Below are 25,022 nucleotides of genomic sequence, written 5' to 3' on the forward strand. Positions count from 1 at the left end.
TTCGAGGCGTTCAAGGCCGCGGGCCTGAACCAAAACCGCCAGCGCAGTGCCTGAACGCGGCCCGCCAAGACGATTTCAAAGTTTGCGGAGTACGCTAGCCGCGAGCGTCAGTCGCGTTTGGAGTCGAATAATGCGGCCTTGCTGGCCGGAAAAACCCGGCCGCCAGGCGTATCCCGTCTACTGGGCGAGGTGTCCTTCGGCATCCTACGGACCCGCTTCACACACCCGGACGGCACACCCATCGGCATTGCAGGTTTGTGGGACCGGTACCGCGATCCCGCCGGGCAATGGCAGGAAAGCTACACCATGCTGACCATCAAAGCGGACAAGGACCCGCTTTTCCGTGAATACCACCAGCCCGGCAAGGAAAAGCGCATGGTTGTCACCCTGCCTGAGGGCGCTTAACGCGAATGGTTGACCGCGCCTGTCGACGAAAGCGGGGATTTCCTGGCGCCCATTCCAAGCGACAAGCTGGTGGCTACACCCGTGCTCTAAGTCGGCCGCATCGTATCAATAGCAGCAGCCACCGGCTGCATGCGAGGCTGAGCGGCGCGTCATCCAGAACTTGACACTCGAAATCGGTCTTCCGGACGTCATATCCGGCTGTAAGCCAGGGTCGGAAGCCGCCGGCGATGGGGTCCGTTCTCGGCCAATCGCTGCCATCAGGCGTCGGCGAGCTGTTTCAGGACGGCCGCCACAATGGCTTCCGGTCTATCTTCCTGCACGAGATGGCCCGCATTTCTGATTGGAACACAGGGTCTGTCCGAAATCAGAGAAGCCAAAGTTTCACCGGTCTCGTACGGAATCCAGTTGTCGTTCTCCCCCCACAAGACCTTCACCGGGCAGTCCATAGCGCGATATTTATCTTGAAGCACATCCGTGTACTTCTGATCCATCTGCGCAATTTGCCGATAAAAGGCGGGCTGGCCGATCGGGCCCAACCAGGGCCTGCTATAGACATCAAGCGCTTCATCAGAGAGAGGGTTATGCGCTGCCGTCTGCAAATAGGCGTTCAGGATCGCGCGATGCATGTAGTCGGGCATCCCCGAAAAAGCGTTCTCATGCCTGCGGACGTGTTGGATCAAGGGCGATCCCCAAGGAGCCAGTGCAACGGCGTCAAATATCGTCAGCGAGGCGTAGCGCAGCCCGTCCAGGTAATACGCACGCAACGCGGTAGCACCGCCAAAATCGTGCGCCAACACATCAGGACGCTCAAGGCCCCATTCATTGAACAATGCTGAAAGCACCTTGTTCTGCACGCCGAGTGAGACATCCTGGTCTACTCGCATTTCGGATTGCCCATAGCCCACCAGGTCGAAGAAGTAGACGGTTCGGCGATCGACAAGCTGCGGCACGATCCTGCGCCATACCTGTGACGAAAATGGCGTTCCATGGATGGCGACAAGAGGTGGCCCCTTGCCACATTTCCCCCATCTGACAGCGCTGCCTTCGATCATCGACGTATTGGATAGATCCAGCATAGGCACCTCTCATATAGTCAGTTAGCTAATTGACGATATACTAGAGAGATGAACCGCTCAATGCAAGTTAAGGCAATGGCCAGCGAAGTCCGTATGTCGGTGTTGCGCCATTTAGCCGACGCGAAGAAACACTTCGGACATCAGTGGTCAGCAGACCCCGAGGAATTCGGGGTCTGCATGACATTGATCGCCGAAGCGATGGGCATATCGCAGCCGACTGTAAGCAGGCATCTAGATATCCTGAAGCAGGCGGGATTCATCATCGTTCGCAAGCATCAGAAATGGTCATACTGCAAAAGGAATGAAGCAGTGATCCAAGACTACCTGGCATGGTTGCAACAAGAATTGTCGACTCCAACATAGGTCCACTTCGCGCCGGAGACAGGCAACTGCAAGAGCCTCTCTGTGGCGCGTTGCGCGCTTTCAATGTCGTGCCCTAATCCCGCCGACAAGCAAGCTTTGGGCGCCTCCGGACGAACTCGAATGCGAAGAGTTCGTAGTGCGCCTCGTTACCGATGCGGCAATCACGTCGTTTGACGCCTGAGGAACCGTGCCATCGCGCGTCTTGAAAGACTGCTGTCGCGCAAGGCGACGGTCGACGCTGGGTCGAAAGCTCGCTTCCGACCTGCAAGGATCATGCAAAGAAAAGGCCGCTCGTGAAAGAGGGAAATAAAGTCGGTCGCAGACGCGCCTTGCAACCCCTTGATTTTGAAAGACCTCGAAAATTGGAAAACTTGGATCAAAGTCGGTCGCAGGAGGTTCGGGTTCGATAAATAAGGTCGCTAAGCTACGAAAAGGGCTGCCTTCCTCGTGGCTCACACAGCCTTAGTGCCAAGCGAAACAGCCGTGCACTCTTGGAGCGGGGTGACACGAGAAGCGGGCGGGGCGCCCCACACCGCCGTTGCAAGACAGCTATCGGCTAAAGCCAGTCGAGCGCCCTGCTGGCAAAATTCGGCCAGGAGCGGTCATCGGTAGACGGCCGCTCCTGACATCCGATGCGGTCGAACCCCGGTTTCGTGAGCCCATGGTTAGCCTGCGCAGTCGACGTGGCTCAGTCCTCACCTGCCTCACGCCGCCCTTCGCGCAGTTTCTTCCATAACGTTGTTCGCGAAATCCCGAGCAGTCTGGCGGCATTTCCCATGTGACCACCCGATTCAGAGATGGCCCGCTGAATGACGCGGTGTTCGGCGTTTAGGCGGCTGGAGGCCAAGTCCGGCTTGTCGGCCAGCTTGCGTTCGGGAAAGAGGTCGTTAGCATGAATTGGGCCACTGTCCGTCATCACGACTGCGCGAGCAATGCGATTTTTCAGTTCACGCACGTTACCCGGCCAAGCGTGGTGGAGCAAAGCTTGAAGGGCGTCGGGAGATAGCGATTCGCACTCGGGCAAATGCTTATTCAACATGGCACTTGCCAGACTAGGCAACGCGCCAGGTCTATGCCGCAGGGGTGGTACGGCAATTACCGCGACCGCTAGTCGAAAATACAGATCCGCTCGAACCTTGCCTTGCACCACCGCAGCCTTCAGGTCAGCGCAAGTGCTGCTCAGAATTCGGCAGCGCATCTGGCGGACGGAACTGTCGCCCAGGGGACGATACTGGGCGTCCTCCAATACCCCCAATAATGAGGCCTGCGCACGTGAAGGCAGTTCCGCCACCTCATCAAGGTAAAGCGTGCCACCGGCTGCCTGTGAAAAAAGGCCCTCGTGCGACGATCCAGCGCCGCTGAATGCGCCTTTGACATGACCGAACAATAAACTCTCGACAAGATCAGCCATCAGCGATGCGCAGTTGACGGCAATGAACGGACCATTGGAGTACGACGAGCGTGCGTGAATGTAGCGAGCCGCGCGATCTTTACCTGAGCCGGTTTCACCTTCAAGCAACACGGGCAACGAACTGGCCGCAAGCCGCTCAAGCTCCTGCGCCAACGGATAGGTTTCGTCGCTTAGTGCGAAGGGATTCTGCGAAACTTCGTCGAATTGGCCTGCCGGCTGAGTGGCGATGACCGATCGAATTCGCCGCACCAGTGCGTCGGTGTCGTAGGGCTTGGTAAGGTAATCGTTCGCGCCCGCTGATACCAGCCGCACGGCCTGAGCGATGTCGCCAAATGCCGTGGCAAACACCACTGTGGTGCTCGCCAAATGTGGAATCAGCCGCCGATACAGATCTTCTCCGGACCCGTCCGGGAGTCGAATGTCGGCCAGCACGAACGCAGGCCGCATACGCGTCCTGCGAAACAGTTCCACCGCCTGCGAGCAGCTTTGCACCCACTGAGCGGAAATACCTTCGAGCCGCAATCGTTGCAATAATGCACCGCCTTGAAGCTCGTCGTCTTCAATTAGCAAAACCTGCGTGTCGCTCATAGCTTTCCCTCCTTTCGACCACAGGGCAAACGCACAGAGATGCATGTGCCGTCTGACATGCGCGTGACGCGCAGGCGGCCTTGCATCGCTTTAATAAGATCGGCCACTATACTCAATCCCATTCCGTCTCCGTCGGGATGCCCCCCTGCCAACGTGTGTACCGCTGCTGGTGGCAAACCCTGTCCAGCGTCGACCACGTGCAACGCCAGAGCATCATTCCGCGCACGGGAAAAAACGGCGACAAGTCCGCCGGGGGGGGACGCCTGGACAGCATTTAGCACTAGGTTGAGCAACACTTGCCTGACGGCCCCGGCGGGTAACAGCAGTTGCTGGTTCTGCATGCCGTCGCAAAACATTTCGACTCGGACCCCAGCCCTGTCAGCTTGCGCCCCCACCATCAGACGGATATCAGCAATATCTTCTTCCCCGAGAGACGCGGTGCCCGGGCGGAAAGTGCGCAGACTAGCGTCGACAACGGCCTGAAGCGCCTCAACACCGCGTTCGATGAAGGCCAGCGACTCGGCGCGAACGTCGCGACGTTCGCCGAACTGCCTGAGCGTCTGGACGGCGGTACGCAGCCCTCCGAGCGGGTTGCGGACTTCATGAGCAAGCGCCGCAGACATTCGTCCCAACACCGCTTCACGCTCGATCCGCGCGTTGCGTTCTGCAAGCGCCTCGCGTTGCTGAACATTCTCGACCATCCAGTTGTATGCCGATAACAACTCGGTGATCTCGGGGTCGGTGGTATCAACCTGCAAGCTGCGCAAGCGATCTTCGGGCCTGGCGCGCAGCGCTTCGGTTAGTTGAATGATCGGACGCTGAAGCCGCCTGGCCATGCCAAAACAGACCGCCGCGCCTAGCAGGCCGATTGCCAATCCCACCATGCCCAGTTCCCACGCTAGCTCTTCACGTTGGCGAAGGAAATCACCGACATCAAGATTGGCCACCAACATTCCCAGAGCAGGCCGCTCGTCGTCCAACATGCGCCACGTCCAGACACCGTCCGCGGCTCGGGTGATGAGCGTCCCCGACAAACCTTCGAAAGACGCCAGCGGGATAGGTTCAACCTCGGGATAGCGCGCCACATGCGCCAGCAGACGATGACCATCCGTGACGACGGCGAGCGTTCGATCCACCACACCAAGGTGCGTATCCAGCGCTCGGTTAAGCACTTCGACCATCTGCTCCGCGTCTCCGCCTCGGACTGCTGGCAGGATAGCTGCTGAAAGGCCGTCCAAATACACCTGCCCCAGATTCGCGACCTGCCTGTCGAATTGTCGGGACACGCCGTGAAGCGCCAAAGAAATCAGCGCGGTGGAAATTACGAGGAATAGGAAGGAGACCGCGAGTGGAATCCGGGCGATGAGGGAAAAGCGAAACATGGCAGCGCATTTTGAACCACAGAATGGCGATTATGCCTCGGACGTATTGGCCCGCGTATTTGCAAACAATGGAAAGCAGAACGCACTCTGGCAAAAATCGTGCCCGCCGCCTTTCAGGCCATCATCAAGACCATGACGTTCAGTTTTGTAAACACACAGCTGGACCTTGTGTTCATTATTGTTCAACTGGACGAACCGATCCCGATCGACCCTCTGGTTTTCCCTGAGGATGCCCCTCGGCGCATGAAAGCAGAGTGCAAGGCGGTGTCCTTAAAGTCCCGCTCCTCCGGCATGCAATCGAACGCGGGCCGGATCATTTAGACAACAAATAGGGGAGCAAGCCGTGGGCAGCACCATATTTTCCAGGAAGCGCGATCTGTGGGGCGGTGCATTCATCGCCCTGTGCGGTGCGCTGACCATTCTTGAAGCAACGTCGTATGACATCGGAGAGCTTGCCCGGATGGGGCCCGGCTATTTCCCGTTGATGGTGGGCTGCTTTCTCGTCGCGCTGGGTATTTTGATTCCGCTCAGTCCAGATCCTGACGAAGTGCAGGACGAGCTCATTGAGGAGAAACTGCCCCAGCCCGCGCAGCGCGATCGCGTTCGCGGCATGGCTTGCATCGCCGGAGGGATTGCACTCTTCATCATTCTGGGCAGCTCCGTAGGATTTCTGCCTGCCACCTTCGCGCTCGTCTTTGTCTCGGCGCTAGGAGACACATCGAACTCCGTCAAGTCCGCCACCATTCTCGCGCTTGCAATGACCGCTTTTGGCGCGGTGGTTTTTTCGTGGGCGCTGCAATTGCAGTTCCCCATGCTGCGCTGGGGGTAAGAAATGGATCTCTTCGACAACGTATTGCATGGCTTCTCCGTCGCGTTGCAGTGGGAGAACCTCCTTTGGTCGCTATTTGGCGTCTTCATGGGCAACATGATCGGCGTCTTGCCCGGAATGGGCGTGCTGGCGGCGATTTCGATCCTCCTGCCTTTGACCTATGCGATGACGCCGGTCGCCGCGTTGATGATGCTGGCAGGCATTTACTACGGCGCGCAGTATGGTGGCGGCATCACGTGCATCTTGCTCAACCTGCCAGGGACACCGTCGCATGCTGTGACGTGCCTCGATGGCAATCCGCTGGCGCGGCAAGGCAGATCCGGGTCTGCGCTGTTCATGCTGGTCATGTCGTCTTTTGTAGGCGCCAGCGTGGGCATCATCATCATGATCCTGTTCTCGCCACTGCTGGTCGAAGTCGCATTTCAGTTCGGCCCAGCCGAGTATTTCGCAATGATGATGCTGGGTCTGTTCGCCGGCGCGACGTTGGCCAAAGGCTCTGCCATCAAAGGCATTGCGATGGTATTCCTCGGCTTGCTTCTGGGCGTGGTTGGTACGGACGTCAATACCGGCACCATCCGCTACGCGTTCGGCGTCATCGAGCTGAGCGATGGTGTGCAGCTCGTTGCCTTGGCGATGGGCCTGTTTGGACTAGCGGACTTCTTTGCCAACGTGAACCGCATCGGTAAGGCCACTACCGTTGGGGCAGGCCCAAAAATGTCCGTACGGCCCGAGCCAGGGGATATCAAGAAGTCGGTCATGCCTATCGCTCGCGGCAGCGCTATCGGTTCGGTGCTTGGCATCTTGCCCGGCACTGGAGCGACCATCGCGTCATTCATGTCTTACGCGGTTGAAAAACGCGTTTCCAAAACGCCCAACCGCTTTGGCAACGGCGCGATTGAAGGGGTGGCGGGTCCTGAAGCAGCGAACAACTCCGCGGCACAGACAAGTTTCATTCCCACCATGAGCCTGGGCATACCTGGCGATTCCGTTATGGCCTTGATGCTGGGCGCGTTGATCATCCACGGGATCCAGCCAGGTCCCCAGATGGTCACTGAACACGCGGATCTTTTCTGGGGACTTATCGCAAGCTTCTGGATCGGCAACATCATGCTGGTCGTCATGAACCTGCCATTGATCGGCATGTGGGCAAGACTGCTTAAGGTGCCTTACAAGTATCTCTTCCCATCCGCGCTGTTTTTTGTATGTGTCGGCGTCTACAGCACGAACAACAATCTGTTCGACGTAGGCATGGTCCTGGTGCTTGGTCTGGTGGGCTATCTGTTCCTGAAGCTGCGCTTCTCGCCCGCTCCGCTGTTGCTGGGCTTTGTCTTGGGCCCCATGGTCGAAGAAAACTTCCGCCGCGCACTGCTACTGTCGCGCGGCAGCATGAGCGTGTTCATTGAACGCCCGATCAGCGCTGGCTTTATCTACGCCATTCTCGCTCTTGCGATCTGGCTGGTTTTTTCCACCGTGCGTAACAGAAAGAAGGTTCGCGAGTTGGAGCGTATCCAAGCCGGGGGGTGATCCCGTAGCTATGTAGCGCTGAAAGGGGGCCGGCAGCCGTCGGTCCCCTTTTAGATCAATGGAGAGTGTCATGAGTATATTGGCGCGACACAACGGAGGGAATCGGCCACGCGGGACGGTATCGGTAGTGCGCCAGCTTCCCTTTGTGGAATTCATCGAATTGCTTGAATTCAGTCATCTACGCTTTGAGATGCCGAAGAAGGGGTCCACATCAACATTGGTCGGCTCGCAGGAATGGCTCCGTCAAATTGAGGATGATGTGGCCCAGCCGGGATCTGTTTATGTCTGCACCACGGTCGATGCGCTGCGTCAGGCGGTGCTGGCGCCCGAGAACGCCCAGCTGAAAATCGACATGCCGTCGGATAGCCGCGTGCGGCTGCGGGCACTGTCCCAGCGTCGCGGGCCGCTCGCATCGCGTCCATGCGTGCGTGTAGACTTGCAAGCACTGATTCGACGCGTGCTTGTGCCTGCCAGCGCTCCCGAACACCTTTTCGATCTGGTTAAGCACGTCGTCATGACGCGCGTGTGGGTGGAGGTCGCGCGCGTCTCATCCCCGCGAATCTAACTTGGGCCGTACTGCCCTCTAACTACAGGAACCGACAAGTGCCAGAGTCCAGTCTCGAAATCCTCGCCGCCGTAGTTTTTGCAATTGCCCTTATACATACTTTTTCGGCGCCGCTGTTTTTGCGTCTGGCGCATCGAAGCAAACGTCATGGCGGTTTACTTCATTTGTTGGGAGAAGTCGAAGTCGTTTTTGGATTCTGGGCCGCGATATTGCTTGTCTTGATGGCGTTGGCGGCGTCAGGCGGCACGGCCCTCGCATATGCCGAATCCCGGAACTACACCGAGCCGGCATTTGTGTTCGTCGTAATGGTCATCGCAGCATCATTGCCGGTGCTAACTTTCGTCATGCGCCTAGTCGAACGCGTGGCGCGAGAGCTCCCCGTAAATGACCAGACAGCCAAGGCCTGGCTTTGCCTAGCTATGGTTCCACTCGCCGGCTCCCTTGTTACGGAGCCGGCCGCAATGACGATTGCCGCAATGATGCTGGCGCCGCAAGTTTTCCACCGCGAAATGCCGGAACGCTTGAAGTATTTGGCGCTGGGTGTCTTGTTTGTCAACATATCCATTGGGGGCACGCTGACATCGTATGCCGCACCGCCAGTTTTGATGGTCGCGTCAACGTGGGGCTGGGACAGCGCTTTCATGTTTAAGACATTCGGCTGGAAAGCCGCGCTAGCCGTGCTGGTCAACGCCACGCTGGTGACATTGTTCCTTCGGCCCCACCTGCGTTCGGGAGATGTACTTTCTCTGAAGAAGTCCGCTGTGCCGATGTCTCCCCTCGTCATTGCGGTGCATCTATTTTTTTTGGCGGCGGTGGTTCTCAGCGCACATCACCCCATAATTTTTCTGGGGCTGTTCCTCTTTTTCATTGGCTATACGCAAGCGTACAAAGTACATCAAAGCCCGCTCATCATCAAAGAAGCCTTGTTGGTCGGCTTCTTCCTCGCTGGCTTGGTTGTCCTGGGTGGCATGCAGCAATGGTGGTTACAGCCTATCGTCGGCAGCCTCGAGCCTAACGTGCTGTTCGTCGGCGCTCTGGCGCTCACCGCTATCACCGACAATGCCGCGCTGACGTACCTGGGATCGCTCATCGACGGGATTTCGACTCAGGCACAGTACATGCTGGTGGCTGGCGCCGTGGCTGGCGGCGGCCTGACCGTTATTGCCAATGCGCCCAACCCTGCGGGCGTCGCTTTGCTTCGTGGGAGTTTCGCGAACGGCGCAGTGAGCATGCTTGGTCTTTTGTCAGGCGCGCTGATACCCACAGTGATCGCAGCGGCGTTTTTGTTCTTCTTCTGAAGCGGTCCCGCGGCGCCACCGGCACAGCAAGCGCTGCGGTAGGCTTTGCGCCACGCGTGGGCGCTGTCCTTCGATGTTCGCTTCAAAGGACCTCATCACGATCTGAGGTGTGCGAAAGGCCGCCGCCTAGAACCCGCTTACAAGATATCGAGTTCCCGAACCCAATCAACCGAACGACCGCAATGGGCCGGAATCGGCCCGTCGCGTGCCGCTTGCAGAGGGTGTGATGCGCAGACTGCCCCGCATGGCTTTTTTCAGAAGCCTGGCATGGCAGAACATCCGCTGCGTGGGCAGGTGCTTTTTTTGCTCCTATCGCAGTACCCCGCGGGTCTGAACCAACAGTGATCGATAGATCGTCTCGTGCGAAACAAACACGGTCTTTCCGCCAGGGGATCGAGGTTTCAGCCATCCCGATATCTGTTCGGGGGACCAGTCCGCCTCCAACAAGCGTATCACGACATTGCGCAGCTCCGGCTCCCGAGTGAGCAAGTACGGCTTCGGTCGCCGAGCGCGTTTCAGGAACTGCTTTTCAGCATCGTATGCCCGATACTTCCCTGGGCCACCATGGCGGCCAACCTCTCTCGAGATCGTTGAGGCTGAGCGACCCAGCGCACGACCAATGGCTCGATAACTGGCACCACTGGCGAGCCGTCGAGAGATCGACTCGCACTCTTGTGCGGACAGGCATTCGGCACGGCGTGTTCGGGGACGAGGCGCGATGCCTCCGTGGTACAGAAAAAATCAAATAAGGTGTTGCACTGACCGTCTGAAATTTCGACGCCCGCCATCAGCGCACTCAAACCAGGGACCTTTTTTGAGAACACTGCTGGAAGAGTAAGCAGATGATCCATTCACCAGGCTCGCCAGAGACATCACGAATAGCGGACAACTACCAATGCGCCATCCTTCAGCATGTTGCCACCACACCTCGGTCGGCAATCAAGGGACTCCACAACGGCATGCGAGAACCACGGCGGCCAGACGACCATAGAGATCTGCTCTTGAATTCATGAATGGACTTCATAGCTGCATGCCAACTTCCCCACCTTATCACTACGCCGCACGCGCTCTATAGTTTTATGCGGGTCAAATTGACTGTCATGAAGCCCGAGATTTTGCAGTGCTCCGCCGACAGGCAGCCAGATGCAAAACCAATTCTAGGCGGTCGGCGCCGACCAGCTTGGCTGACGCGACTCATTTCTTGACGCCGCGCAGATCACCGCACAGGGGCTGTAGCGAGCCATGTTCACTCTCATGCAATGAAAGGAATAGCCATGGAACTCAAACGCGCTGGTTCTCAACCTTCCACAAGAGGGCCTGCCGAGTGGTTCACGGGGACGGTTCGCATTGACCCCCTGAACAGCGCTCCGGCGCCTGCTCGTGTTTCTTGCGCAGCCGTGACTTTTGAGCCCGGTGCGCGCACGGCGTGGCACACCCATCCGTTGGGACAAACACTGATCGTCACCGCTGGCTGCGGTTGGACGCAGTGCGAAGGCGAATCTATCGTCGAGATCCGCGCCGGCGATGTCATCTGGTGCCCGCCGGGTCATCGGCATTGGCACGGTGCGTCGCCGACCACAGCCATGACCCATATCGCCATTCAGGAAGCACTCGATGGCAAGAACGTCGAATGGATGGAACACGTCACCGACGCGCAATACCTTGCTGGCCCGCCCAAAGGCTGAGCCGCCTCACTTTAAGGAAAGGACACCCATGTACTCGTTCCACCGCACTATGCGCGAATCCCGTGCAACCCAATCCGATAGGCACAGGAAAGCGCCTCTTCGCCCTGCCGTGTTGGCGGTGACCCTCGGTCTGGTCGCGGCACTGAGCCAAGCAACCCATGCACAGGAGGCCAAGCAAATGAATCAAGTTTCCGCTGGCGCGCCCAGCGCCGCCGAATCCCTTACGGTCCGTCAACAAGCCATCGTACCCATCGGAGCGTTTGCGGCTGCAGGTGACATGGCCAAGCTGAACGCCGCCCTGAATCAGGGGCTGGACGCTGGCATGACGATCAGCGACACCAAGGAAATCCTGGTGCAGCTCTACGCCTACGCCGGCTTTCCGCGCAGCCTCAACGCGCTGGGCGAACTGATGAAGGTGCTGGAAATACGCAAGCAGCGCGGCATCCAGGATGCACCCGGTCGTGAACCCAGCCGTCCCATCCCGAAGGGCGACGCGCTCCTGGCTACGGGAAAGGCCAACCAGACCAAGCTATCGGGCGGGCCTGTGGAAGGTCCATTGTTCGACTTCGCCCCCGTGGCGAACGAATATCTGCGCACCCATCTTTTCGGTGACATCTTCGAGCGCGACAACCTCGACTGGCAAAGCCGAGAACTGGCCACCGTGAGTATGCTGTCGGCGCTGCCCGGCGCCGAGCCGCAGTTGCAGGCGCACATGAAGATCAGCCTGAATACGGGCCTCACTGCGACGCAGTTGCGTCAGCTTACCCACGTGCTCGGCGAGCGCGCGGATGCCGATATGGCTCGCCGTGCGAACGAGGCGCTGGAGCGACAATTGGCTACCAAGGCGGCAAAGTGAGCATTGCCGCCACACATGACGCCAAGTTGACTCCGCGGCTCGGTTCAACCTCCGTCGCGACCAAGGTCACGCCTGGCCGCACTGCCACAAGCGAACGATGCGCCATCAAGACGGCCTTGTCATATGCCATCTGACGCCGCCGTTGCCTCCACACACATGCAGGGCGGTTCAGCAAAAGACACGCGACGCCGCGCGCAGGCGACCCTGATTGCGGCGCTTCTGGGGTTCTTCGTGATCACGCTGGACGCGGTGGTGGTCAACGTCGCGCTGCCGACGCTCGCCCACGATCTGGGTGCCAGTGTGGACGGCCTGCAGTGGGTGGTGGATGGCTACACCCTGATGTTCGGCGCGCTGCTGCTGTCGGCCGGGGCGCTGGTTGACCGCATTGGCGCGCGGCGGGCGTTCGGCATGGGACTGGTGGTGTTCGTCCTGGCATCGATGGCTTGTGGATGGGCCCCGTCGTTGGCGGTGCTGGTGGCAGCGCGCCTGGCGCAAGGTGTCGGCGCCGCGGCCATGATGCCGGCCTCCATGGCGCTGATCCGCCAGGCGTATCCCGACCCGATCCGGCGCGGGCACGCGGTGGCGCTGTGGGCCATGGGCGGCTCCGTGGCGGCCACGTCCGGCCCGGTCATCGGCGGATGGCTGGTTTCGCTGGATTGGCGCTGGATCTTCTTCGTCAACCTACCTGTCGGCCTGTTGACCCTGGCGTTTCTTGCGCGTACGCCTGCTTCACCACGCCGTCCCGCGCCTTTCGACGCGGTGGGGCAGGTGATGGCCATAGTCGCCATGGGAGCGCTGATCTACGGGGCGATCGAGGCGGGCGTACAAGGGCCGGGCGCAATGCCGGTGCTGGCGGCCTTTGCAATGGCGCTGGTTGCGCTGGCAGCTTTCGCATGGTCGCAACTCCGCCGGGCGAATCCCATGGTGCCGCCGGGGCTGCTGGCGCCGCGCAATGCTCGGATTTCGATGGTCGTCGGCTTTACGTTCATGGTCGGCTACTTCGGCCTGCCATTCGTGATAAGCCTGTATCTGCAGCAGCAGCGGGGCCTCTCGGCGCCGGAAACCGGCGTGGCCTTCCTGCCGATGATGTTGATTGGGCTTGTGCTGACGCCGTTCAGTGCGCGCCTGGTACGGCGCTTCAGCGCGCGGACGATGATCGTGAGTGGTCTAGTGAGCATGGCAGCCGGGTTGGCGGCGGTGGCGCTGCTTCCGCCCACCGCGCCCGTGGTGTGGATCGCCGCGCTGATGGTGCTGGTCGGCTTGGCAGGTCCATTCGTCGCCCCGCCGGTGACGGCCGTGCTGTTGTCTAGCGTGCCAGGTGCGTTGGCGGGGACGGCCAGCGGCGTGTTCAACACATGCCGGCAAGTGGGAGGTGCGCTTGCCGTGGCGGTGTTCGGAGCACTTCTGTCGCAGGCATCCAGTTTCACGGCGGGCATGCGCATCAGTCTGTTAGTGGCAGCCGGTATTGCGCTGGTCACTGCGGTGATGGCATTTGGGCTTCACTCTTCAGGAACACCTGAGTTCAATGGATAACCAGCAATTTTTTGACTAACCTACCTCTCAATCGCCGCGGTGCTTACCTGTCGTGCGGCCATAACCACTTGGAAACCTTCCTTGTTTGGCCGAGATGGGCAAAGCCGCGACAGCACAATTTCATGCTTTGCGAGTCGGGGGAAGATTGCTCGACATCCTTTTCATGAAGCGATTTCATAGCTGCATCCCGGTTATGGGTATTTATCAATAAGCGAAGTCGTACTTAAATCTCACCATGTCGAATCGAGATTGGAGTACTGATATGAGTGATTCATTTGCAGGCAAGGTAGCCCTAGTTACGGGCGCCGCTTCGGGCATGGGCCTGGCGACCGCCAAGGCGTTCGCATCGGCGGGCGCAGCGGTCGTGCTGGCCGACGTGAACGAGGCGGCAGTTCGCGCGGCTGCCGATGAGCTGGCAGCGGGTGGCGCTCAGACGCTTGCCGTGCGCTGCGACGTGGCCGACGAGGCGCAGGTCAAGTCCATGGTTGAGCAAGCCGTGACCAAGTTCGGACGCCTGGATGCGGCCTTCAACAACGCTGGCGTGCAAAGCCCGCCCGTGGAGGTCGCCGACATGGATGGGGAAGAGTTTGATCGCGTCAACAGTATCAACCTGCGCGGCGTGTGGAACTGCATGAAGTACGAGCTGATCCAGATGCGTAAACAAGGCAGTGGTGCAATCGTCAACTGCTCCTCCCTGGGAGGGCTGGTGGGTGTCGCGGGGCGGTCGGCGTATCACGCAACCAAGCACGGCGTACTCGGCCTGACCAAAAGCGCGGCGCTTGACTACGCCGCGCGTGGCATCCGCATCAATGCCGTGTGCCCCGGAATCATCAGCACGCCGATGCTCGACAGCATGATTTCTGGCGGCGAGGATGATCTGATCAAGGAAATGCTCAAGGAGCAGCCGATCGGCCGCCTGGGCAAGCCCGAGGAAATTGCCTCTGCCGTACTCTGGCTGTGCGGTCCGGGTTCGACCTTCGTGATCGGCCATGCGCTGGCCGTCGATGGCGGCTACACCGCGCGCTAGGCAATACAGGAGTACTCATGTCCGAACCCAAAGGCTCCATGCCTGGAATCATGGATGGCGAGGGCGTCGCCGATGCGGGTCGCCGCGACATTCTGAAAGCTGGGGCGACGGTGGCCATCGGCGCGGCCATGCCCGCGCTGATGGCCACCGCGAACGCCCAGGCCCAGCCCTCGCACGTCGGGGCAAAGACGCTGATCATTGCCTCCCATCCTTATCCCGACCGTTCTGTCGTCAACAAGGCGTTGTGGGAGGTGGCTCAGAAAGCAAACGGCGCGATGTTCAGGAACCTGGAGTCCGTCTACGGCGATAACATGCGCGGCTTTGACCGCGCGGCGGAGCGCAAACTCTACGAGCAGATGGAGCGGCTGGTGTTCATTTTCCCGATCCATTGGTTCAACCTCACGCCCATGCTCAAGGCCTACATGAACGAGGTTTGGGGATCGGGCCCACCGCCTGAACTCAGGGGCAAGGAGCTGTTCGTCGTGACCACGACAGCCGGCCCGGAAGATGCCTACTCTCCTAAGGGACGCCTGGGCTTCACTATCGACGAGGTACTGACTCCGCTTCGTGCCAGTGCGAAATACACGGGCATGACGTTCGCCAAGCCGCTGTGCTTTTTCGCCGCCTCCGGCAATACCTCGGCGCTGCGTGAGTATCAGCAAGCCCTGACTGCAAGGCTCTGACAGCAAGGTTGCACAAAAAATCCGTGATGACCGATACTTGGGGTATACGAAAAGTCACAGGTCCATGCCCGATGACGGTGCCGCGAAATCAGGCGCATACAGCGCCCTTGCTCACAGGCGAAGCGGGCCAGGCGCACGACGGGTCTAGGTCGACAACGGCGCCTTGGCTGAACGTCGAATGCCGAAAACGATGTACGCCCATAACTTGGCAAGGTACCAGGCAAGTTTGAGATCCCATCGCGGCTTTCGCTAGTGGCCAGAATTACTTCGTAGTCCTTTGAGCGAGCATCGACCTCGCGTCCACGGTGTTTCGCCAGCACATCAGGCGAGCCACTGAGCCCTTGTCACGTCCTATGGAGCTGCCATGAAAGTCGAAGGCCAATGTCATTGCGGTGCCATCACCTACGAAGCGGAGGTGGAGCCCGGAACCGTCATGATCTGCAACTGTGCGGATTGCCAAATGCAGTCGGGCTCGGCGTTCCGAATGAACATCCCAGCGCCTGCGGAGACATTTCGCCTCACCAGTGGAAGTCCGAAGAAATACCTCAAGGTCGGAGACAGCGGCGCCAAGCGCATCCACGGCTTTTGCGGTGATTGTGGCGGGCCGGTGTACTCATTAGCGGCCGAGAATCCTGCAACCTACTCTTTACGAGTCGGCGCGCTCAAACAGCGCTACGATTTAGGGCAACCCATACGACAAATCTGGACCGGGAGACGGTATCCGTGGCTCCCACGCCTGGAGGGTACGGAGGAATTTGCAGGACAGCCATGACGCGCTTGGCGGCCCGTCCAGGCTTCGAGGCACTGCACGAGTTCGGCCTGTAGTGCAGGATCCACCAGCGCGGCTTTACCACGCATAGGCTTGGGGCGACTCACCGCCCGGCCCAGGCCAGATGTCATCCAGGCAGCGCAGCGTATCGTCGGAGAACGAGATCTCCAGCGCCTGAAGTGCCTGCCGGAGTTGCTCGACGGTCCGGGGACCGACGATTGGGGCGGTCACGTCCGGATTGTTGAGCAGCCACGCCAATGCAATCACGGCGGGGGCTTCCCCGAGATCGCCGCACAGCGCTTCGTAGGCCTGAAGCTGCGTCTCGTGCCGTGCCAACGTGGTTCGGACAAGCCTTGCACGGCGGCCCTCCACGGCTTGCTTCTCCTGCATGCCGGCCAGCAGCCCGCGACCCAAGGGGCTCCAAGGCAGAAGGCCCACCCCCAGATGCCGGCAGGCCGGAATCACCTCCAGCTCGACGGTGCGCGTGCTCAGGTTGTATAGGCTCTGCTCGGACACCAACCCCATGAAATGCCGCGACTGAGCCGCCGCCTGGGCCGTGGCAATGTCCCAGCCAGCGAAGTTGCTGCTGCCGACGTACAGCACCTTGCCTTGCTGGACCAGCAGTTCCATCGCCTGCCAGACCTCGTCCCAGGGCGTGTGCCGGTCGATGTGATGCATCTGGTACAGGTCGATGTGGTCGGTTTGCAGGCGGCGCAGGCTATCCTCGCACGCTTTCCTGATGTGGTATGCGGACAGCCGGCGGTCATTGGGCCCCAGCCCCATGGGCTGGTAGACCTTGGTGGCCAGCACGATGCCGTCGCGCCGCGTGCTGTCCTGCGCCAGCCAGCGCCCGATGATTTCCTCTGAGATGCCGAAGCCCTTATCCATGTCCGGCGTCTGCGGGCCGCCATAGACGTCGGCGGTGTCGAAGAAGTTGATGCCTGATTCGACCGCGACGTCCATGATGTGGTGGGCTGCCGCTTCGTCCGTCACATCGCCGAAGTTCATGGTGCCGAGACACAGGCGGCTGACTTTGAGGCCAGAACGCCCGAGATGTGCATATTGCATATACGTGCTCCTTTAGCATGTCCAACACGGCCTTGTCTTCAGCAGGCCGCTGCGGCCTCCCGCTGCTCTCTGCTGATTCCCAGCGGATGGGATCAGGCGGGATCGCGCGGAAGCACCCTCACCGTCGCCGCCCGCGCACGGTCGCTGATCATCGGCCGCAGGTACTGGCTGGTGGAATACTTGGCCCGGTATGCGGAGTCGATCGCGTCGTTGGTGGGGCCGGCGACCGGCTCGAACGTGACGTCGATCACCGATCCTGCCGCCGAAATGCGGCCTGCCCGCTGCTTGATTGCGGCCTGGTACCAGCGAGAGGCCGTGCCGCTATAGCCACGCACGTACAGTTCGCCGTCCACCTGCACGCACCAGATCCAGGTTGGTGTGCCGTAGGTTTTGCCATCGTTGCGCAACGGCGAGATTTTCAGGTCGTCCGCATCCACGATGCGGTCGAGTTGTTCTTGATTCCACATGCTCGTTCTCCGGAATATAGATGCCGGCGCCGGAGCGGCGCAGCCGATGCCTGGTACGAAGCTGGCCGACAGCTCTGCCTATTTACTGCGTTGCCTTTCGGATGGTGACCTTGAGAGGCCCCGGCCGGCGCATGATCTCGACGCCCGAGTCCAGCGAGCCGAGCTTCACCAGTCCGCTGGCGTGTCGGAAGTCCTTGTAAAAAATCGCCAGGTTGCCCCAGGGCGAGTAGTAGGTCAGGTCGCCTGCCTTGGCGGCTGTCCCCGCAGGCGCGTCCTTGGTGGACAACCTCCGAGGCAGGTCGCTAACCTTCTCCGTTGCGGCGTAATCGTCCAGCGTCAGCGACAACGGCAGCAGGGAGGCGAAGTCCCGGGAGCTGTCGTTATCGTCCAAGGTGGCAGTGAGGGTGGTTCCTTCGATGTCGATGCTGATCTGCATGGCGCGATGTTGTTCCTGTGTCGAGGACCTCCTTGAAGAAGGGCTGGAGGCATCGCCCGCTATGGCGCCGGTGGCCACCGACAACGCGGCGGCGCACAGCACGCCCAATCCAAGCCATCTGGCGTTCCTGCGTACCACCCGATCGCCCGAAAGGGTGCCAAGCTCCCCACGTGCAACGCGGGCCACAGGGTGCAGAGTTGTCCTTCGCATCACGCCGCCTTGCGCGCATCCGCCGACAGCGACGACATGTCGATGACGAAGCGATAGTGGACGTCGGAGCGTTCCATGCGCTCGAAGGCTTCGTTGATCTCGTCCATGCGGATCATTTCGCATTCGGGCAGGATGTTCCGCTTGGCGCAGAATTCGAGCATCTCCTGCGTTTCGCGGATGCCGCCAATCAGAGAGCCCGCCACGCGGCGACGTCCCATGATGAGCGGCACAGAAGTCGTCTGCGGAATGCCCCCGATCTGGCCGACCAGTGTCAGCGTGCCATCCACATCCAGCAACGGCAGGTAGGGCGTGAGGTCGTGCTCCACTGGCACCGTGTCGATGATGAGGTCGAAACGCGACTGCGCCGCGCTCATTGCCGCCGGATCGGCCGAGACGATGAATTCGTGGGCACCCAGCGCCTTGGCATCCACGGCCTTGGCGTCGGTTCGGCCCAGTACCGTGACGTGCGCCCCCATGCCGGCTGCGAGCTTGACCGCCATGTGACCCAGGCCGCCCAATCCGATCACCGCTACCCGGCTGCCATGCTGGATATTCCAGGTCCGCAGCGGCGAGTACGTGGTGATGCCCGCGCACAGCAGCGGCGCCACCCGCGACAGATCCAGCCCTTCGGGGATGGACAGCACAAACTCCTCACGCACGATGAGGTGCTTGGCGTAGCCACCTTGGGTAGCATCGCCTGTGATGCGATCCAGGCCCGAGTAAGTGCCGACCAAGCCCTCACGGCAAAACTGTTCATGTCCCTCGTCGCATTGGTCACAATGCTGACAAGAATCCACCATGCAGCCCACGGCGACGTGATCGCCAACGCGGAACTTGCTGACGCCGGCGCCAACCTGGGTGACGCGGCCCACGATCTCGTGGCCGGGCACGATCGGATACAGCGTGCCGCCCCAATCGTTGCGGGCGGTATGCAGGTCAGAGTGGCACACGCCGCAATAGAGAACCTCCATCGCAACGTCGTTGTTCCGCAGTTCGCGCCGCTCGAACTCGAACAGCGCCAGCGGGGTGTCCGCGCTATGCGCGGCGTAGCCTACGGTCTTCATCATCAACTCACATTCTTTGTTGTCTTCCCTGCAATGGCTCTGCCAACCAGAGCCGCCGACAGGGCCATTGCGGAAACCGGATCAGATCGCCTCGGTGCCTCGATCGGGTATGCCAAAGTCATCGGTGTTCATCCGACCCGACGCCCCTCCACTGGATAGCCAGGATCGGTGTAGCCCGGCGTCGAGGCATGGCCGGGCGGCACCAGCGCATCGACGAAACGCTCGTCGTCCGCGGTGAGCTGCACCGTCAGGGCTTCGAGGTAGCTGTCCCACTGCGCCTCGGTACGGGGGCCGGCGATGGTGGAGCTGACCAGACGGTTGTTCAGCACCCAGGCCAGGGCGAAGGCGATCGAGGTCGTGTCGTGCTCGACAGCGCGTGCCGCGATGGCCTGGGCGACCTTCAGCGATTCAGGCCGCCACTCGGTCTGCTGCATGCGCTTGTCGCCACGGCCGGCACGGCTGTCGGATGGCGGCGGCGCGTCCACGGCGTACTTGCCCGAGAGCACGCCGCGCGCCAGCGGGCTGTAAGAAACGACACCCAGGCCGTAGTGGCCCGCGGCGGGCAATTGCTCGACTTCGGCCGTGCGATCGACGATGTTGTAGAGCGGCTCGCTGGCGACCGGACGGTCGATGCCGAGCTGGTCGGCGATGCGCGCCACTTCGGCAATGCGCCAGCCGCGGAAATTGGACAGGCCGAAGTACCGCACCTTGCCCTGGCGGATCAGGTCGCCCACGGCGCGTACGCTTTCTTCGAGCGGCAGGCCCGGGATTGCGCGATGGAAATACAGCAGGTCGATGTAGTCGGAGCCCAAGCGCTTGAGGCTGGCCTCCACCGATTGGTAGATCCAGCGGCGCGACTGGCCTTGCTCGTTCGGGCCGGCCGTACCCGACGCCGGGAAGCCGAACTTGGTGGCGACCACCCAGCGGTCGCGGTCGTCGGCGATGGCGCGTCCGATGATCTCCTCGGAGCGGCCGGCGTGATAGACGTCCGCGGTATCGATGAAGTTGACGCCCTGGTCGCCCGCCTTGGCGATGATGCGCTGCGACGTGGCCTCATCGGTTTCGCCGCCGAACATCATTGCGCCCAGGCACAAGGGTGAGACCTTCAGGGCGCTTTGGCCCAGGTAACGGTAATCCATGGTTCGATTGGCTCTCTCGTGATCAATAGGCTTGGCTGGTCGGACGGAACAGCACTTCGTTGATGTCCACGTCCTCGGGCTGGCTCATCGCGAACGCGACGACGCGCGCGAACGATTCGGCCGGGATGGCCTGCTCGTAGGTCTTGCGCATGCCGGCGGCCACGTCCGAGTCGGTGATGCTGTCGATCAGCTCCGTAGCCACTGCGCCGGGCGAAACGATGGTGGTGCGGATGTTGTAGGGTTTGACCTCTTGGCGCAGGCCTTCGGAGATCACCCGCACCGCGTGCTTGGTGGCCGCATAGACCGTGCCGCCGGGGCCGACCTTGTGGCCGGCCACCGAGGCCACGTTGATGAAGTGCCCGCTCTTCTGGGCCTGCATCACCGGCAGCGCGGCGGCCACGCCGTACAGCACGCCCTTGATGTTCACGTCGATCATGCGGTCCCACTCGTCCACGTGGAGTTTTTCCAGCATCGCGCTGGGCATCAGGCCCGCGTTGTTGAGCATCACGTCCACGCGGCCGTGGAGCTGCACTGCGCGATCGACGAGGCGCTGCACCTGCGCGCGGTCAGTCACGTCGGTCTGCACGACGGCCTGATCGTCCAGCTTGAGTTCGCGCGCCAATGCCTGCAACCTGTCGATTCGCCGCGCGCCCAAGACCAGCTTGGCCCCTTGCCGGGCCAGCAACCGGGCGGTGGCCTCGCCCAGGCCGCTGCTTGCGCCGGTGATGACGACTACCCTGCCTTCGATGTTCTGTGTCATGTGATTTTTTCCTTTCTGAAATACGTTTTGCAGCACTGCGCGCGCAGCACCAAACCCATGCCTATAGACATTCCACTGGAGATGACCGATGGCAGTGCGCTCTCCAGCCGGGCGATGCTTCCAATATCCAAGCGCAAGCGCCTAGCTTTCAACAGCTTCGCAGGCCTGCTTCCGATGGGTCAATTTGAATACGACTGCGCACATTGATAAATAGGCCTTTGACGAATGTAGCCATGAGCCGTTTTCATAAAACTGCATATTGGCAGCTAAATTGACAGCAGTGTTACACCGCTATTCTTCGATCCTTCGCCACACTGGATTGATGAAATTCCTTCATGGCCGCTTGCGGACTCACCCGCTTAATCCCACGGCAGGCCTCTGATACAAACATGGATCGGGCCGCCTTTTTGATGACGGGATACGTCTGTCATCCAGCCTCACCTTGCGATTACGCGTAGGCGAGTAACCAAAGCCGCCGCTCTTGCAGTGGGTTCCGCCGCCGAAAAACGGGTACACGGCGGGCAGTCCCCTGACCCTCCAACCTCAACCACCTCGCGGGGCAACCTATGAAAAAGACGCTTGCAGCAATTTCCCTATTCGCACTCCTGGGCGCTGGCACTGTGCATGCACAGAACATCCAGATCACGCCCAACGGCACCAATCCGTCGAGCATCGGAGACAAGAAGTACTTCTCCGGCCACGCCGTCGTCGACCCGCTCTTTCCCGCTACCGCGGAGTCGCACGCCACGTTCGGCGAGGTGATCTTCGCACCGGGGGCACGCACGGCCTGGCACACCCATCCTGCCGGTCAGATGCTCATCGTCACCGGCGGCCAAGGCTGGGTCCAGCAGGAAGGCCAGGCGCGCCGCGTGATCAACTCTGGCGATGTGGTATGGATTCCGGCCGGCGTCAAGCACTGGCACGGCGCGACCGACAAGACCGGCATGTCCCACATTGCTGTTTCCTATATGAAGGATGGCTCCAACGTCACCTGGCAAGAACTGGTCAGCGACAAGGACTACAGCGAGAAAAAGTAAGCCCGACCGCGGCTTGCATCCACGATGGGTTCGCCGCACGGGGCGTAAATGCCCCGCGGCGGGTTTCCCGCCATAAGACGAATGGAGCACTATGGAACGCAAGTATTTGCTCGCTGGTCTACTGACTAGCGTCTTGGTTGGTCAGGGCGCACTGGCACAAGGCAATGATCGCGTCGATTTCCCTGCAAACTACCGGCAAGGCGTTCACTACGCCACCGTCGAGCGCGGCGGCATTCGCGAGGAAATCTTCACCAGCCGGAATGCCATCAGCGCCGCCAAGAGCGGCAAGCCCCTGCCCAGCGGCACGGTCATCACCATGGAGGACTACCGCGAAGGCAAGCTGTTTCGCTACATCGTCATGGAAAAGCGCATTGGTTGGGGTGAGCGTTACCCCGAGGCCACGCGCAATGGCGATTGGGAGTTCCAAGCGTTTCATCCCGACCGTACGGTGAATCGTTCCGAAAACGTGTCACGCTGCATGGGCTGCCACAAGGGGCAGGCCAGCCGGGACTATGTGTTCACGCTCGACCGCATCAAGAGCGCGGCGGTCCGCCAATTGGAGAACGCGCTGCACCAGGCGCTGGCCCCCAGTCCGACCCGTGGGCACGGGCCGATGCTGGATCATGAGGTGATCGGCATGCTGGCCGCATCCGGCAACGATACACCTGCGGCGGCGACGGAGTAAGCGCCCCGTCCCCGCGAGAAACGCCTGGACAGGGAATGTCCGGTTAGGGCTGGTATCGCAGCGCTTCGGTCACCAGTTTCATCGCCTGCGATGGCTGCCGTCGGCTCGGGTAGTACAGATGGTAGCCCGACCACAAGGGACACCACTCCTCCAGAATGCGCACCAGGCGCCCCTTGGCGATGTGCGGCTGAGCCAGGATCTCCGGCACATAAGCCAGCCCCAGCCCGGCCAGCGCCCCGTCAAGCACTTCATAGATGCCGTTGAAGACCAGTTGCCCCTCGACACGGACGTTGAACTCCCGGCCGCCTTTTTTCTGGAATTCCCAGGCATAGAGGCCACCGTGCGTGGGCAGACGCAGGTTCACGCACCGATGATTGACCAGATCGTGCGGCGTCGCAGGCGGCGGATTCCTGGCGAAATACCCCTTTGTGCCGACCAGCGCAAAACGCTCGTCGGGACCGATCCGTACCGCGATCATGTCCTGCGCAAGTTGTTCGCCGAAGCGCACGCCCGCGTCGTAGCGATCGGCCGCGATGTCGGTGAGGCCGTAGTCGCAGATCAGTTCGATCTTGATATCCGGGTAGTCCACAAGAAATTTGGACAGCTTGGGCCAGAGGATGGTCCTGATCGCATAGTCGGTCGCGGTGATGCGCACGGTCCCGGTCGGTTGGTCTCGGAATTCGCTCAATGCCTGGACCTGTGCGTCGATCTCGGCCATCTGGGGCGAGATGTTCTGGTACAGGCGTTCACCTGCCTCGGTCGGTGACACGTTGCGGGTCGTGCGCGTCAGAAGCCGAATCCCCAAGCTGCTTTCCAGTGTTCGGATGGTGTGGCTCAGCGCTGACTGCGAAACGCCCAACTGCGCTGCCGCCCGCGTGAAACTGCCCTCGCGGGCAACGGTCACGAATGCGAGAAGTCCGCTGTAGTTGTCACGGGACATTCATGAAACTCCTTCATGGGTGCATGCCAATTTTACCAGCTTATCGGGTTTCCGCCTTTTTGCAACAATGTCAACAGCCAGCTTGCGTGCAGGATTTTCTGCTGTCAGACCTAGCCCCAACCCCACCATCGTCATCGCACCTTCGAACTGGGAAACCGCGCTCACGTCACGGAAGGGGATTGAAGATAACCGGCACTTCTTACCAAGGAAGATTTATGCGTCCGAAAGTCATTTGCCACATGATCGGCTCCATTGATGGCCGGCTTTTGTCAGGCCGATGGACTCCGCTGCCTGAAGGCGCGCAGCCGAATACGATTCTCAAAATCTATGAAGACGCCGCCAACCGATTGGGAGGGCAAGGCTGGATCGTTGGCCGCAAGACGATGTCCGAGATGGTCGGTGCGCCCTCGCCCCAACTCCATGAAGCGCCCGCCACCACACTGACGCGCAGCCCCCATGTCGGAAACCGGCAGGAGCGCACTCTTGCTGTCGCGGTCGATCCCAGCGGCAAGCTCCACTATGGAGTGGACCATATCGGGACGGATCATCTGGTGGCGATCTTAGGCGAACACGTGACCGACGAGTACCTGGGCCAACTGCGCGCAGATGGCGTGTCTTATCTGTTCGCAGGTGCCCAGGGGCAAGATCTGGCTGCCGCGATGGAAACGCTGGGCACCACGTTCGGCATCGACACGATCCTGCTGGAAGGCGGTGGCACCATCAACGGCGCTTTCCTCAAGGCCGACCTGATCGACGAGATCAGTCTGCTGGTGTATCCGGGCATCGACGGTCTTGCGGGCATCCCCAGTGTCTTCGAGTACCAAGGAAGCAGACACGACGCGCATCCCGCCGCAGGCCGGTCGCTGCGCTTGCTGTCCGTCGAAACGCTTGCCGCTGGGATCGTGTGGCTACGCTATGCGATCGATCGGAAGGCAAATGGTTGACTGCAATGACGCCGATGGATGCCTGAGGCTGTCTGCTATCTCACGGCCAGCGCCTGCCGGTGGCGGCCAGCCTTTGCGAACCGCGCCTGCATTTACGACACGACTCCCCTCTAGACACATCCCAATTTCGAGTGAACCAGCAGCCATGAGCAGACCCATTACCGACACCGCGAGCGTAGGGCATTCCACCGCTCGCCGAGAGTTCATCCACGCCGCAGTTCTTGCCGGAGCTGCAGCCTTGCTTGCCGGCACTCCCCGCTTTGCAACTGCATCTTCCA

The 25,022-nt window shown here is 60.6% G+C and carries 27 protein-coding genes; 16 read left to right on the plus strand and 11 right to left on the minus strand.

The annotated features are described in order from the left end of the window. The first annotated feature begins 138 nt into the window (after positions 1 to 138). Positions 139 to 405 (plus strand): SOS response-associated peptidase, encoded by a 267-nt coding sequence (locus AOZ53_RS24235; protein ID WP_231689859.1) that lies wholly within the window; start codon positions 139 to 141, stop codon positions 403 to 405. A 257-nt stretch (positions 406 to 662) separates the two neighbouring features. On the opposite strand, the gene AOZ53_RS24240 is transcribed toward AOZ53_RS24235, so the two are convergent. After that, complete coding sequence (locus AOZ53_RS24240; protein ID WP_054428391.1) at positions 663 to 1,481, minus strand: alpha/beta fold hydrolase; 819 nt, start codon at positions 1,479 to 1,481, stop codon at positions 663 to 665. Between the two features lie 48 nt (positions 1,482 to 1,529). Here AOZ53_RS24240 and AOZ53_RS24245 point away from each other — a divergent pair, with 48 nt between their 5' ends. Next, positions 1,530 to 1,844: an ArsR/SmtB family transcription factor gene (locus AOZ53_RS24245; protein ID WP_054428392.1), complete on the plus strand. Its 315-nt coding sequence runs from the start codon at positions 1,530 to 1,532 to the stop codon at positions 1,842 to 1,844. A gap of 688 nt (positions 1,845 to 2,532) precedes the next feature. Here the strand turns inward: AOZ53_RS24245 and AOZ53_RS33750 are convergent. Next, complete coding sequence (locus AOZ53_RS33750; RefSeq protein ID WP_054448033.1) at positions 2,533 to 3,843, minus strand: sigma-54-dependent transcriptional regulator; 1,311 nt, start codon at positions 3,841 to 3,843, stop codon at positions 2,533 to 2,535. Continuing rightward, a complete protein-coding gene (locus AOZ53_RS24250) occupies positions 3,840 to 5,225 on the minus strand; it encodes a sensor histidine kinase (protein ID WP_054428393.1) in 1,386 nt (461 codons plus the stop codon). The genes AOZ53_RS33750 and AOZ53_RS24250 overlap by 4 nt, the downstream gene beginning before the upstream one ends. A 99-nt stretch (positions 5,226 to 5,324) precedes the next feature. Here AOZ53_RS24250 and AOZ53_RS24255 point away from each other — a divergent pair, with 99 nt between their 5' ends. The 5 genes from AOZ53_RS24255 (at position 5,325) to AOZ53_RS24275 (ending at position 9,441) form a co-directional block, all read left to right on the plus strand. Continuing rightward, positions 5,325 to 5,546, plus strand: a complete 222-nt coding sequence (locus AOZ53_RS24255; protein WP_054428394.1) for a hypothetical protein — start codon at positions 5,325 to 5,327, stop codon at positions 5,544 to 5,546. A 22-nt stretch (positions 5,547 to 5,568) separates the two neighbouring features. Then, a complete protein-coding gene (locus tag AOZ53_RS24260; RefSeq protein ID WP_231689858.1) occupies positions 5,569 to 6,054 on the plus strand; it encodes a tripartite tricarboxylate transporter TctB family protein in 486 nt (161 codons plus the stop codon). 3 nt (positions 6,055 to 6,057) lie between these two features. Beyond that, on the plus strand, positions 6,058 to 7,578 hold the full coding sequence (locus AOZ53_RS24265) for a tripartite tricarboxylate transporter permease (RefSeq protein WP_054428395.1): 1,521 nt from the start codon (positions 6,058 to 6,060) through the stop codon (positions 7,576 to 7,578). A 70-nt stretch (positions 7,579 to 7,648) separates the two neighbouring features. Further along, positions 7,649 to 8,143 carry a hypothetical protein gene (locus AOZ53_RS24270; protein ID WP_054428396.1) on the plus strand — a complete coding sequence of 165 codons (495 nt, stop codon included), beginning with the start codon at positions 7,649 to 7,651 and terminating at the stop codon, positions 8,141 to 8,143. A gap of 38 nt (positions 8,144 to 8,181) precedes the next feature. Then, positions 8,182 to 9,441, plus strand: coding sequence for a putative Na+/H+ antiporter (locus tag AOZ53_RS24275; protein WP_054428397.1), 1,260 nt, complete (start codon positions 8,182 to 8,184; stop codon positions 9,439 to 9,441). Positions 9,442 to 9,750: 309 nt separating this feature from the next. Here the strand turns inward: AOZ53_RS24275 and AOZ53_RS35260 are convergent, their stop codons facing one another. Further along, a complete protein-coding gene (locus AOZ53_RS35260; RefSeq protein WP_081397567.1) occupies positions 9,751 to 10,176 on the minus strand; it encodes a helix-turn-helix domain-containing protein in 426 nt (141 codons plus the stop codon). A 539-nt stretch (positions 10,177 to 10,715) separates the two neighbouring features. On the opposite strand from AOZ53_RS35260, the gene AOZ53_RS24280 reads away from it, so the two are divergent. The 6 genes from AOZ53_RS24280 to AOZ53_RS33760 all read left to right on the plus strand — a co-directional run bounded on the left by AOZ53_RS24280 (position 10,716) and on the right by AOZ53_RS33760 (position 15,997). Continuing rightward, a complete protein-coding gene (locus tag AOZ53_RS24280) occupies positions 10,716 to 11,126 on the plus strand; it encodes a (R)-mandelonitrile lyase (RefSeq protein ID WP_054448032.1) in 411 nt (136 codons plus the stop codon). 178 nt (positions 11,127 to 11,304) lie between these two features. Next, positions 11,305 to 11,982 carry a carboxymuconolactone decarboxylase family protein gene (locus AOZ53_RS24285; RefSeq protein ID WP_054429200.1) on the plus strand — a complete coding sequence of 226 codons (678 nt, stop codon included), beginning with the start codon at positions 11,305 to 11,307 and terminating at the stop codon, positions 11,980 to 11,982. Positions 11,983 to 12,105: 123 nt separating this feature from the next. Continuing rightward, positions 12,106 to 13,515 (plus strand): MFS transporter, encoded by a 1,410-nt coding sequence (locus tag AOZ53_RS24290; RefSeq protein ID WP_081397566.1) that lies wholly within the window; start codon positions 12,106 to 12,108, stop codon positions 13,513 to 13,515. A 262-nt stretch (positions 13,516 to 13,777) separates the two neighbouring features. After that, entirely contained in the window at positions 13,778 to 14,542 is a 765-nt protein-coding gene (locus AOZ53_RS24295) for an SDR family oxidoreductase (protein WP_054428398.1), read from the plus strand. 17 nt (positions 14,543 to 14,559) lie between these two features. Next, complete coding sequence (locus AOZ53_RS24300; RefSeq protein ID WP_197286516.1) at positions 14,560 to 15,225, plus strand: NAD(P)H-dependent oxidoreductase; 666 nt, start codon at positions 14,560 to 14,562, stop codon at positions 15,223 to 15,225. Between the two features lie 364 nt (positions 15,226 to 15,589). After that, a complete protein-coding gene (locus AOZ53_RS33760) occupies positions 15,590 to 15,997 on the plus strand; it encodes a GFA family protein (protein ID WP_076409393.1) in 408 nt (135 codons plus the stop codon). Between the two features lie 75 nt (positions 15,998 to 16,072). Here the strand turns inward: AOZ53_RS33760 and AOZ53_RS24305 are convergent, their stop codons facing one another. The 6 genes from AOZ53_RS24305 to AOZ53_RS24330 all read right to left on the minus strand — a co-directional run bounded on the left by AOZ53_RS24305 (position 16,073) and on the right by AOZ53_RS24330 (position 21,138). Beyond that, positions 16,073 to 17,062 (minus strand): aldo/keto reductase, encoded by a 990-nt coding sequence (locus tag AOZ53_RS24305; RefSeq protein WP_054428399.1) that lies wholly within the window; start codon positions 17,060 to 17,062, stop codon positions 16,073 to 16,075. 92 nt (positions 17,063 to 17,154) lie between these two features. Continuing rightward, positions 17,155 to 17,529: a DUF2255 family protein gene (locus AOZ53_RS24310; RefSeq protein ID WP_054428400.1), complete on the minus strand. Its 375-nt coding sequence runs from the start codon at positions 17,527 to 17,529 to the stop codon at positions 17,155 to 17,157. A gap of 82 nt (positions 17,530 to 17,611) precedes the next feature. Next, complete coding sequence (locus AOZ53_RS24315; RefSeq protein WP_054428401.1) at positions 17,612 to 17,965, minus strand: cyclophilin-like fold protein; 354 nt, start codon at positions 17,963 to 17,965, stop codon at positions 17,612 to 17,614. 209 nt (positions 17,966 to 18,174) lie between these two features. Beyond that, positions 18,175 to 19,242, minus strand: a complete 1,068-nt coding sequence (locus tag AOZ53_RS24320) for an NAD(P)-dependent alcohol dehydrogenase (protein ID WP_217482961.1) — start codon at positions 19,240 to 19,242, stop codon at positions 18,175 to 18,177. Positions 19,243 to 19,367: 125 nt separating this feature from the next. After that, entirely contained in the window at positions 19,368 to 20,378 is a 1,011-nt protein-coding gene (locus AOZ53_RS24325) for an aldo/keto reductase (protein WP_054428402.1), read from the minus strand. A 22-nt stretch (positions 20,379 to 20,400) separates the two neighbouring features. Then, complete coding sequence (locus AOZ53_RS24330; RefSeq protein ID WP_054428403.1) at positions 20,401 to 21,138, minus strand: SDR family oxidoreductase; 738 nt, start codon at positions 21,136 to 21,138, stop codon at positions 20,401 to 20,403. Between the two features lie 566 nt (positions 21,139 to 21,704). Between AOZ53_RS24330 and AOZ53_RS24335 the strand changes: the two genes are divergently transcribed. Then, complete coding sequence (locus tag AOZ53_RS24335; RefSeq protein WP_054428404.1) at positions 21,705 to 22,175, plus strand: (R)-mandelonitrile lyase; 471 nt, start codon at positions 21,705 to 21,707, stop codon at positions 22,173 to 22,175. Positions 22,176 to 22,266: 91 nt separating this feature from the next. Beyond that, the gene (locus tag AOZ53_RS24340) at positions 22,267 to 22,860 is read left to right on the plus strand and encodes a cytochrome P460 family protein (RefSeq protein ID WP_081397565.1); all 594 of its coding nucleotides are present in this window, start codon (positions 22,267 to 22,269) and stop codon (positions 22,858 to 22,860) included. Positions 22,861 to 22,903: 43 nt separating this feature from the next. Here the strand turns inward: AOZ53_RS24340 and AOZ53_RS24345 are convergent, their stop codons facing one another. After that, positions 22,904 to 23,800: a LysR family transcriptional regulator gene (locus AOZ53_RS24345; RefSeq protein WP_054428405.1), complete on the minus strand. Its 897-nt coding sequence runs from the start codon at positions 23,798 to 23,800 to the stop codon at positions 22,904 to 22,906. A 215-nt stretch (positions 23,801 to 24,015) separates the two neighbouring features. Here AOZ53_RS24345 and AOZ53_RS24350 point away from each other — a divergent pair, with 215 nt between their 5' ends. Further along, positions 24,016 to 24,744, plus strand: a complete 729-nt coding sequence (locus tag AOZ53_RS24350) for a dihydrofolate reductase family protein (RefSeq protein ID WP_054428406.1) — start codon at positions 24,016 to 24,018, stop codon at positions 24,742 to 24,744. Positions 24,745 to 25,022 lie beyond the last annotated feature (278 nt).

It is taken from the genome of Achromobacter sp. 2789STDY5608621, assembly GCF_001299375.1.
Lineage (GTDB): Bacteria > Pseudomonadota > Gammaproteobacteria > Burkholderiales > Burkholderiaceae_B > Achromobacter > Achromobacter insuavis.

What these genes read in the sequence shown, in the direction of transcription:
- AOZ53_RS24245 (WP_054428392.1), top strand. Translation starts at nt 1,530, where the DNA reads ATGAACCGCTCAATGCAAGTTAAGGCAATGGCCAGCGAAGTCCGTATG.
- AOZ53_RS24330 (WP_054428403.1), bottom strand. Translation starts at nt 21,138, where the DNA reads ATGACACAGAACATCGAAGGCAGGGTAGTCGTCATCACCGGCGCAAGC.
- AOZ53_RS24345 (WP_054428405.1), bottom strand. Translation starts at nt 23,800, where the DNA reads ATGTCCCGTGACAACTACAGCGGACTTCTCGCATTCGTGACCGTTGCC.
- AOZ53_RS24335 (WP_054428404.1), top strand. Translation starts at nt 21,705, where the DNA reads ATGAAAAAGACGCTTGCAGCAATTTCCCTATTCGCACTCCTGGGCGCT.
- AOZ53_RS33750 (WP_054448033.1), bottom strand. Translation starts at nt 3,843, where the DNA reads ATGAGCGACACGCAGGTTTTGCTAATTGAAGACGACGAGCTTCAAGGC.
- AOZ53_RS24315 (WP_054428401.1), bottom strand. Translation starts at nt 17,965, where the DNA reads ATGCAGATCAGCATCGACATCGAAGGAACCACCCTCACTGCCACCTTG.
- AOZ53_RS24280 (WP_054448032.1), top strand. Translation starts at nt 10,716, where the DNA reads ATGGAACTCAAACGCGCTGGTTCTCAACCTTCCACAAGAGGGCCTGCC.
- AOZ53_RS24310 (WP_054428400.1), bottom strand. Translation starts at nt 17,529, where the DNA reads ATGTGGAATCAAGAACAACTCGACCGCATCGTGGATGCGGACGACCTG.
- AOZ53_RS24295 (WP_054428398.1), top strand. Translation starts at nt 13,778, where the DNA reads ATGAGTGATTCATTTGCAGGCAAGGTAGCCCTAGTTACGGGCGCCGCT.
- AOZ53_RS24350 (WP_054428406.1), top strand. Translation starts at nt 24,016, where the DNA reads ATGCGTCCGAAAGTCATTTGCCACATGATCGGCTCCATTGATGGCCGG.
- AOZ53_RS24250 (WP_054428393.1), bottom strand. Translation starts at nt 5,225, where the DNA reads ATGTTTCGCTTTTCCCTCATCGCCCGGATTCCACTCGCGGTCTCCTTC.
- AOZ53_RS24320 (WP_217482961.1), bottom strand. Translation starts at nt 19,242, where the DNA reads ATGATGAAGACCGTAGGCTACGCCGCGCATAGCGCGGACACCCCGCTG.
- AOZ53_RS24340 (WP_081397565.1), top strand. Translation starts at nt 22,267, where the DNA reads ATGGAACGCAAGTATTTGCTCGCTGGTCTACTGACTAGCGTCTTGGTT.
- AOZ53_RS24265 (WP_054428395.1), top strand. Translation starts at nt 6,058, where the DNA reads ATGGATCTCTTCGACAACGTATTGCATGGCTTCTCCGTCGCGTTGCAG.
- AOZ53_RS24290 (WP_081397566.1), top strand. Translation starts at nt 12,106, where the DNA reads ATGCCATCTGACGCCGCCGTTGCCTCCACACACATGCAGGGCGGTTCA.
- AOZ53_RS24285 (WP_054429200.1), top strand. Translation starts at nt 11,305, where the DNA reads ATGAATCAAGTTTCCGCTGGCGCGCCCAGCGCCGCCGAATCCCTTACG.
- AOZ53_RS24325 (WP_054428402.1), bottom strand. Translation starts at nt 20,378, where the DNA reads ATGGATTACCGTTACCTGGGCCAAAGCGCCCTGAAGGTCTCACCCTTG.
- AOZ53_RS24305 (WP_054428399.1), bottom strand. Translation starts at nt 17,062, where the DNA reads ATGCAATATGCACATCTCGGGCGTTCTGGCCTCAAAGTCAGCCGCCTG.
- AOZ53_RS24300 (WP_197286516.1), top strand. Translation starts at nt 14,560, where the DNA reads ATGTCCGAACCCAAAGGCTCCATGCCTGGAATCATGGATGGCGAGGGC.
- AOZ53_RS24240 (WP_054428391.1), bottom strand. Translation starts at nt 1,481, where the DNA reads ATGCTGGATCTATCCAATACGTCGATGATCGAAGGCAGCGCTGTCAGA.
- AOZ53_RS24270 (WP_054428396.1), top strand. Translation starts at nt 7,649, where the DNA reads ATGAGTATATTGGCGCGACACAACGGAGGGAATCGGCCACGCGGGACG.
- AOZ53_RS33760 (WP_076409393.1), top strand. Translation starts at nt 15,590, where the DNA reads ATGAAAGTCGAAGGCCAATGTCATTGCGGTGCCATCACCTACGAAGCG.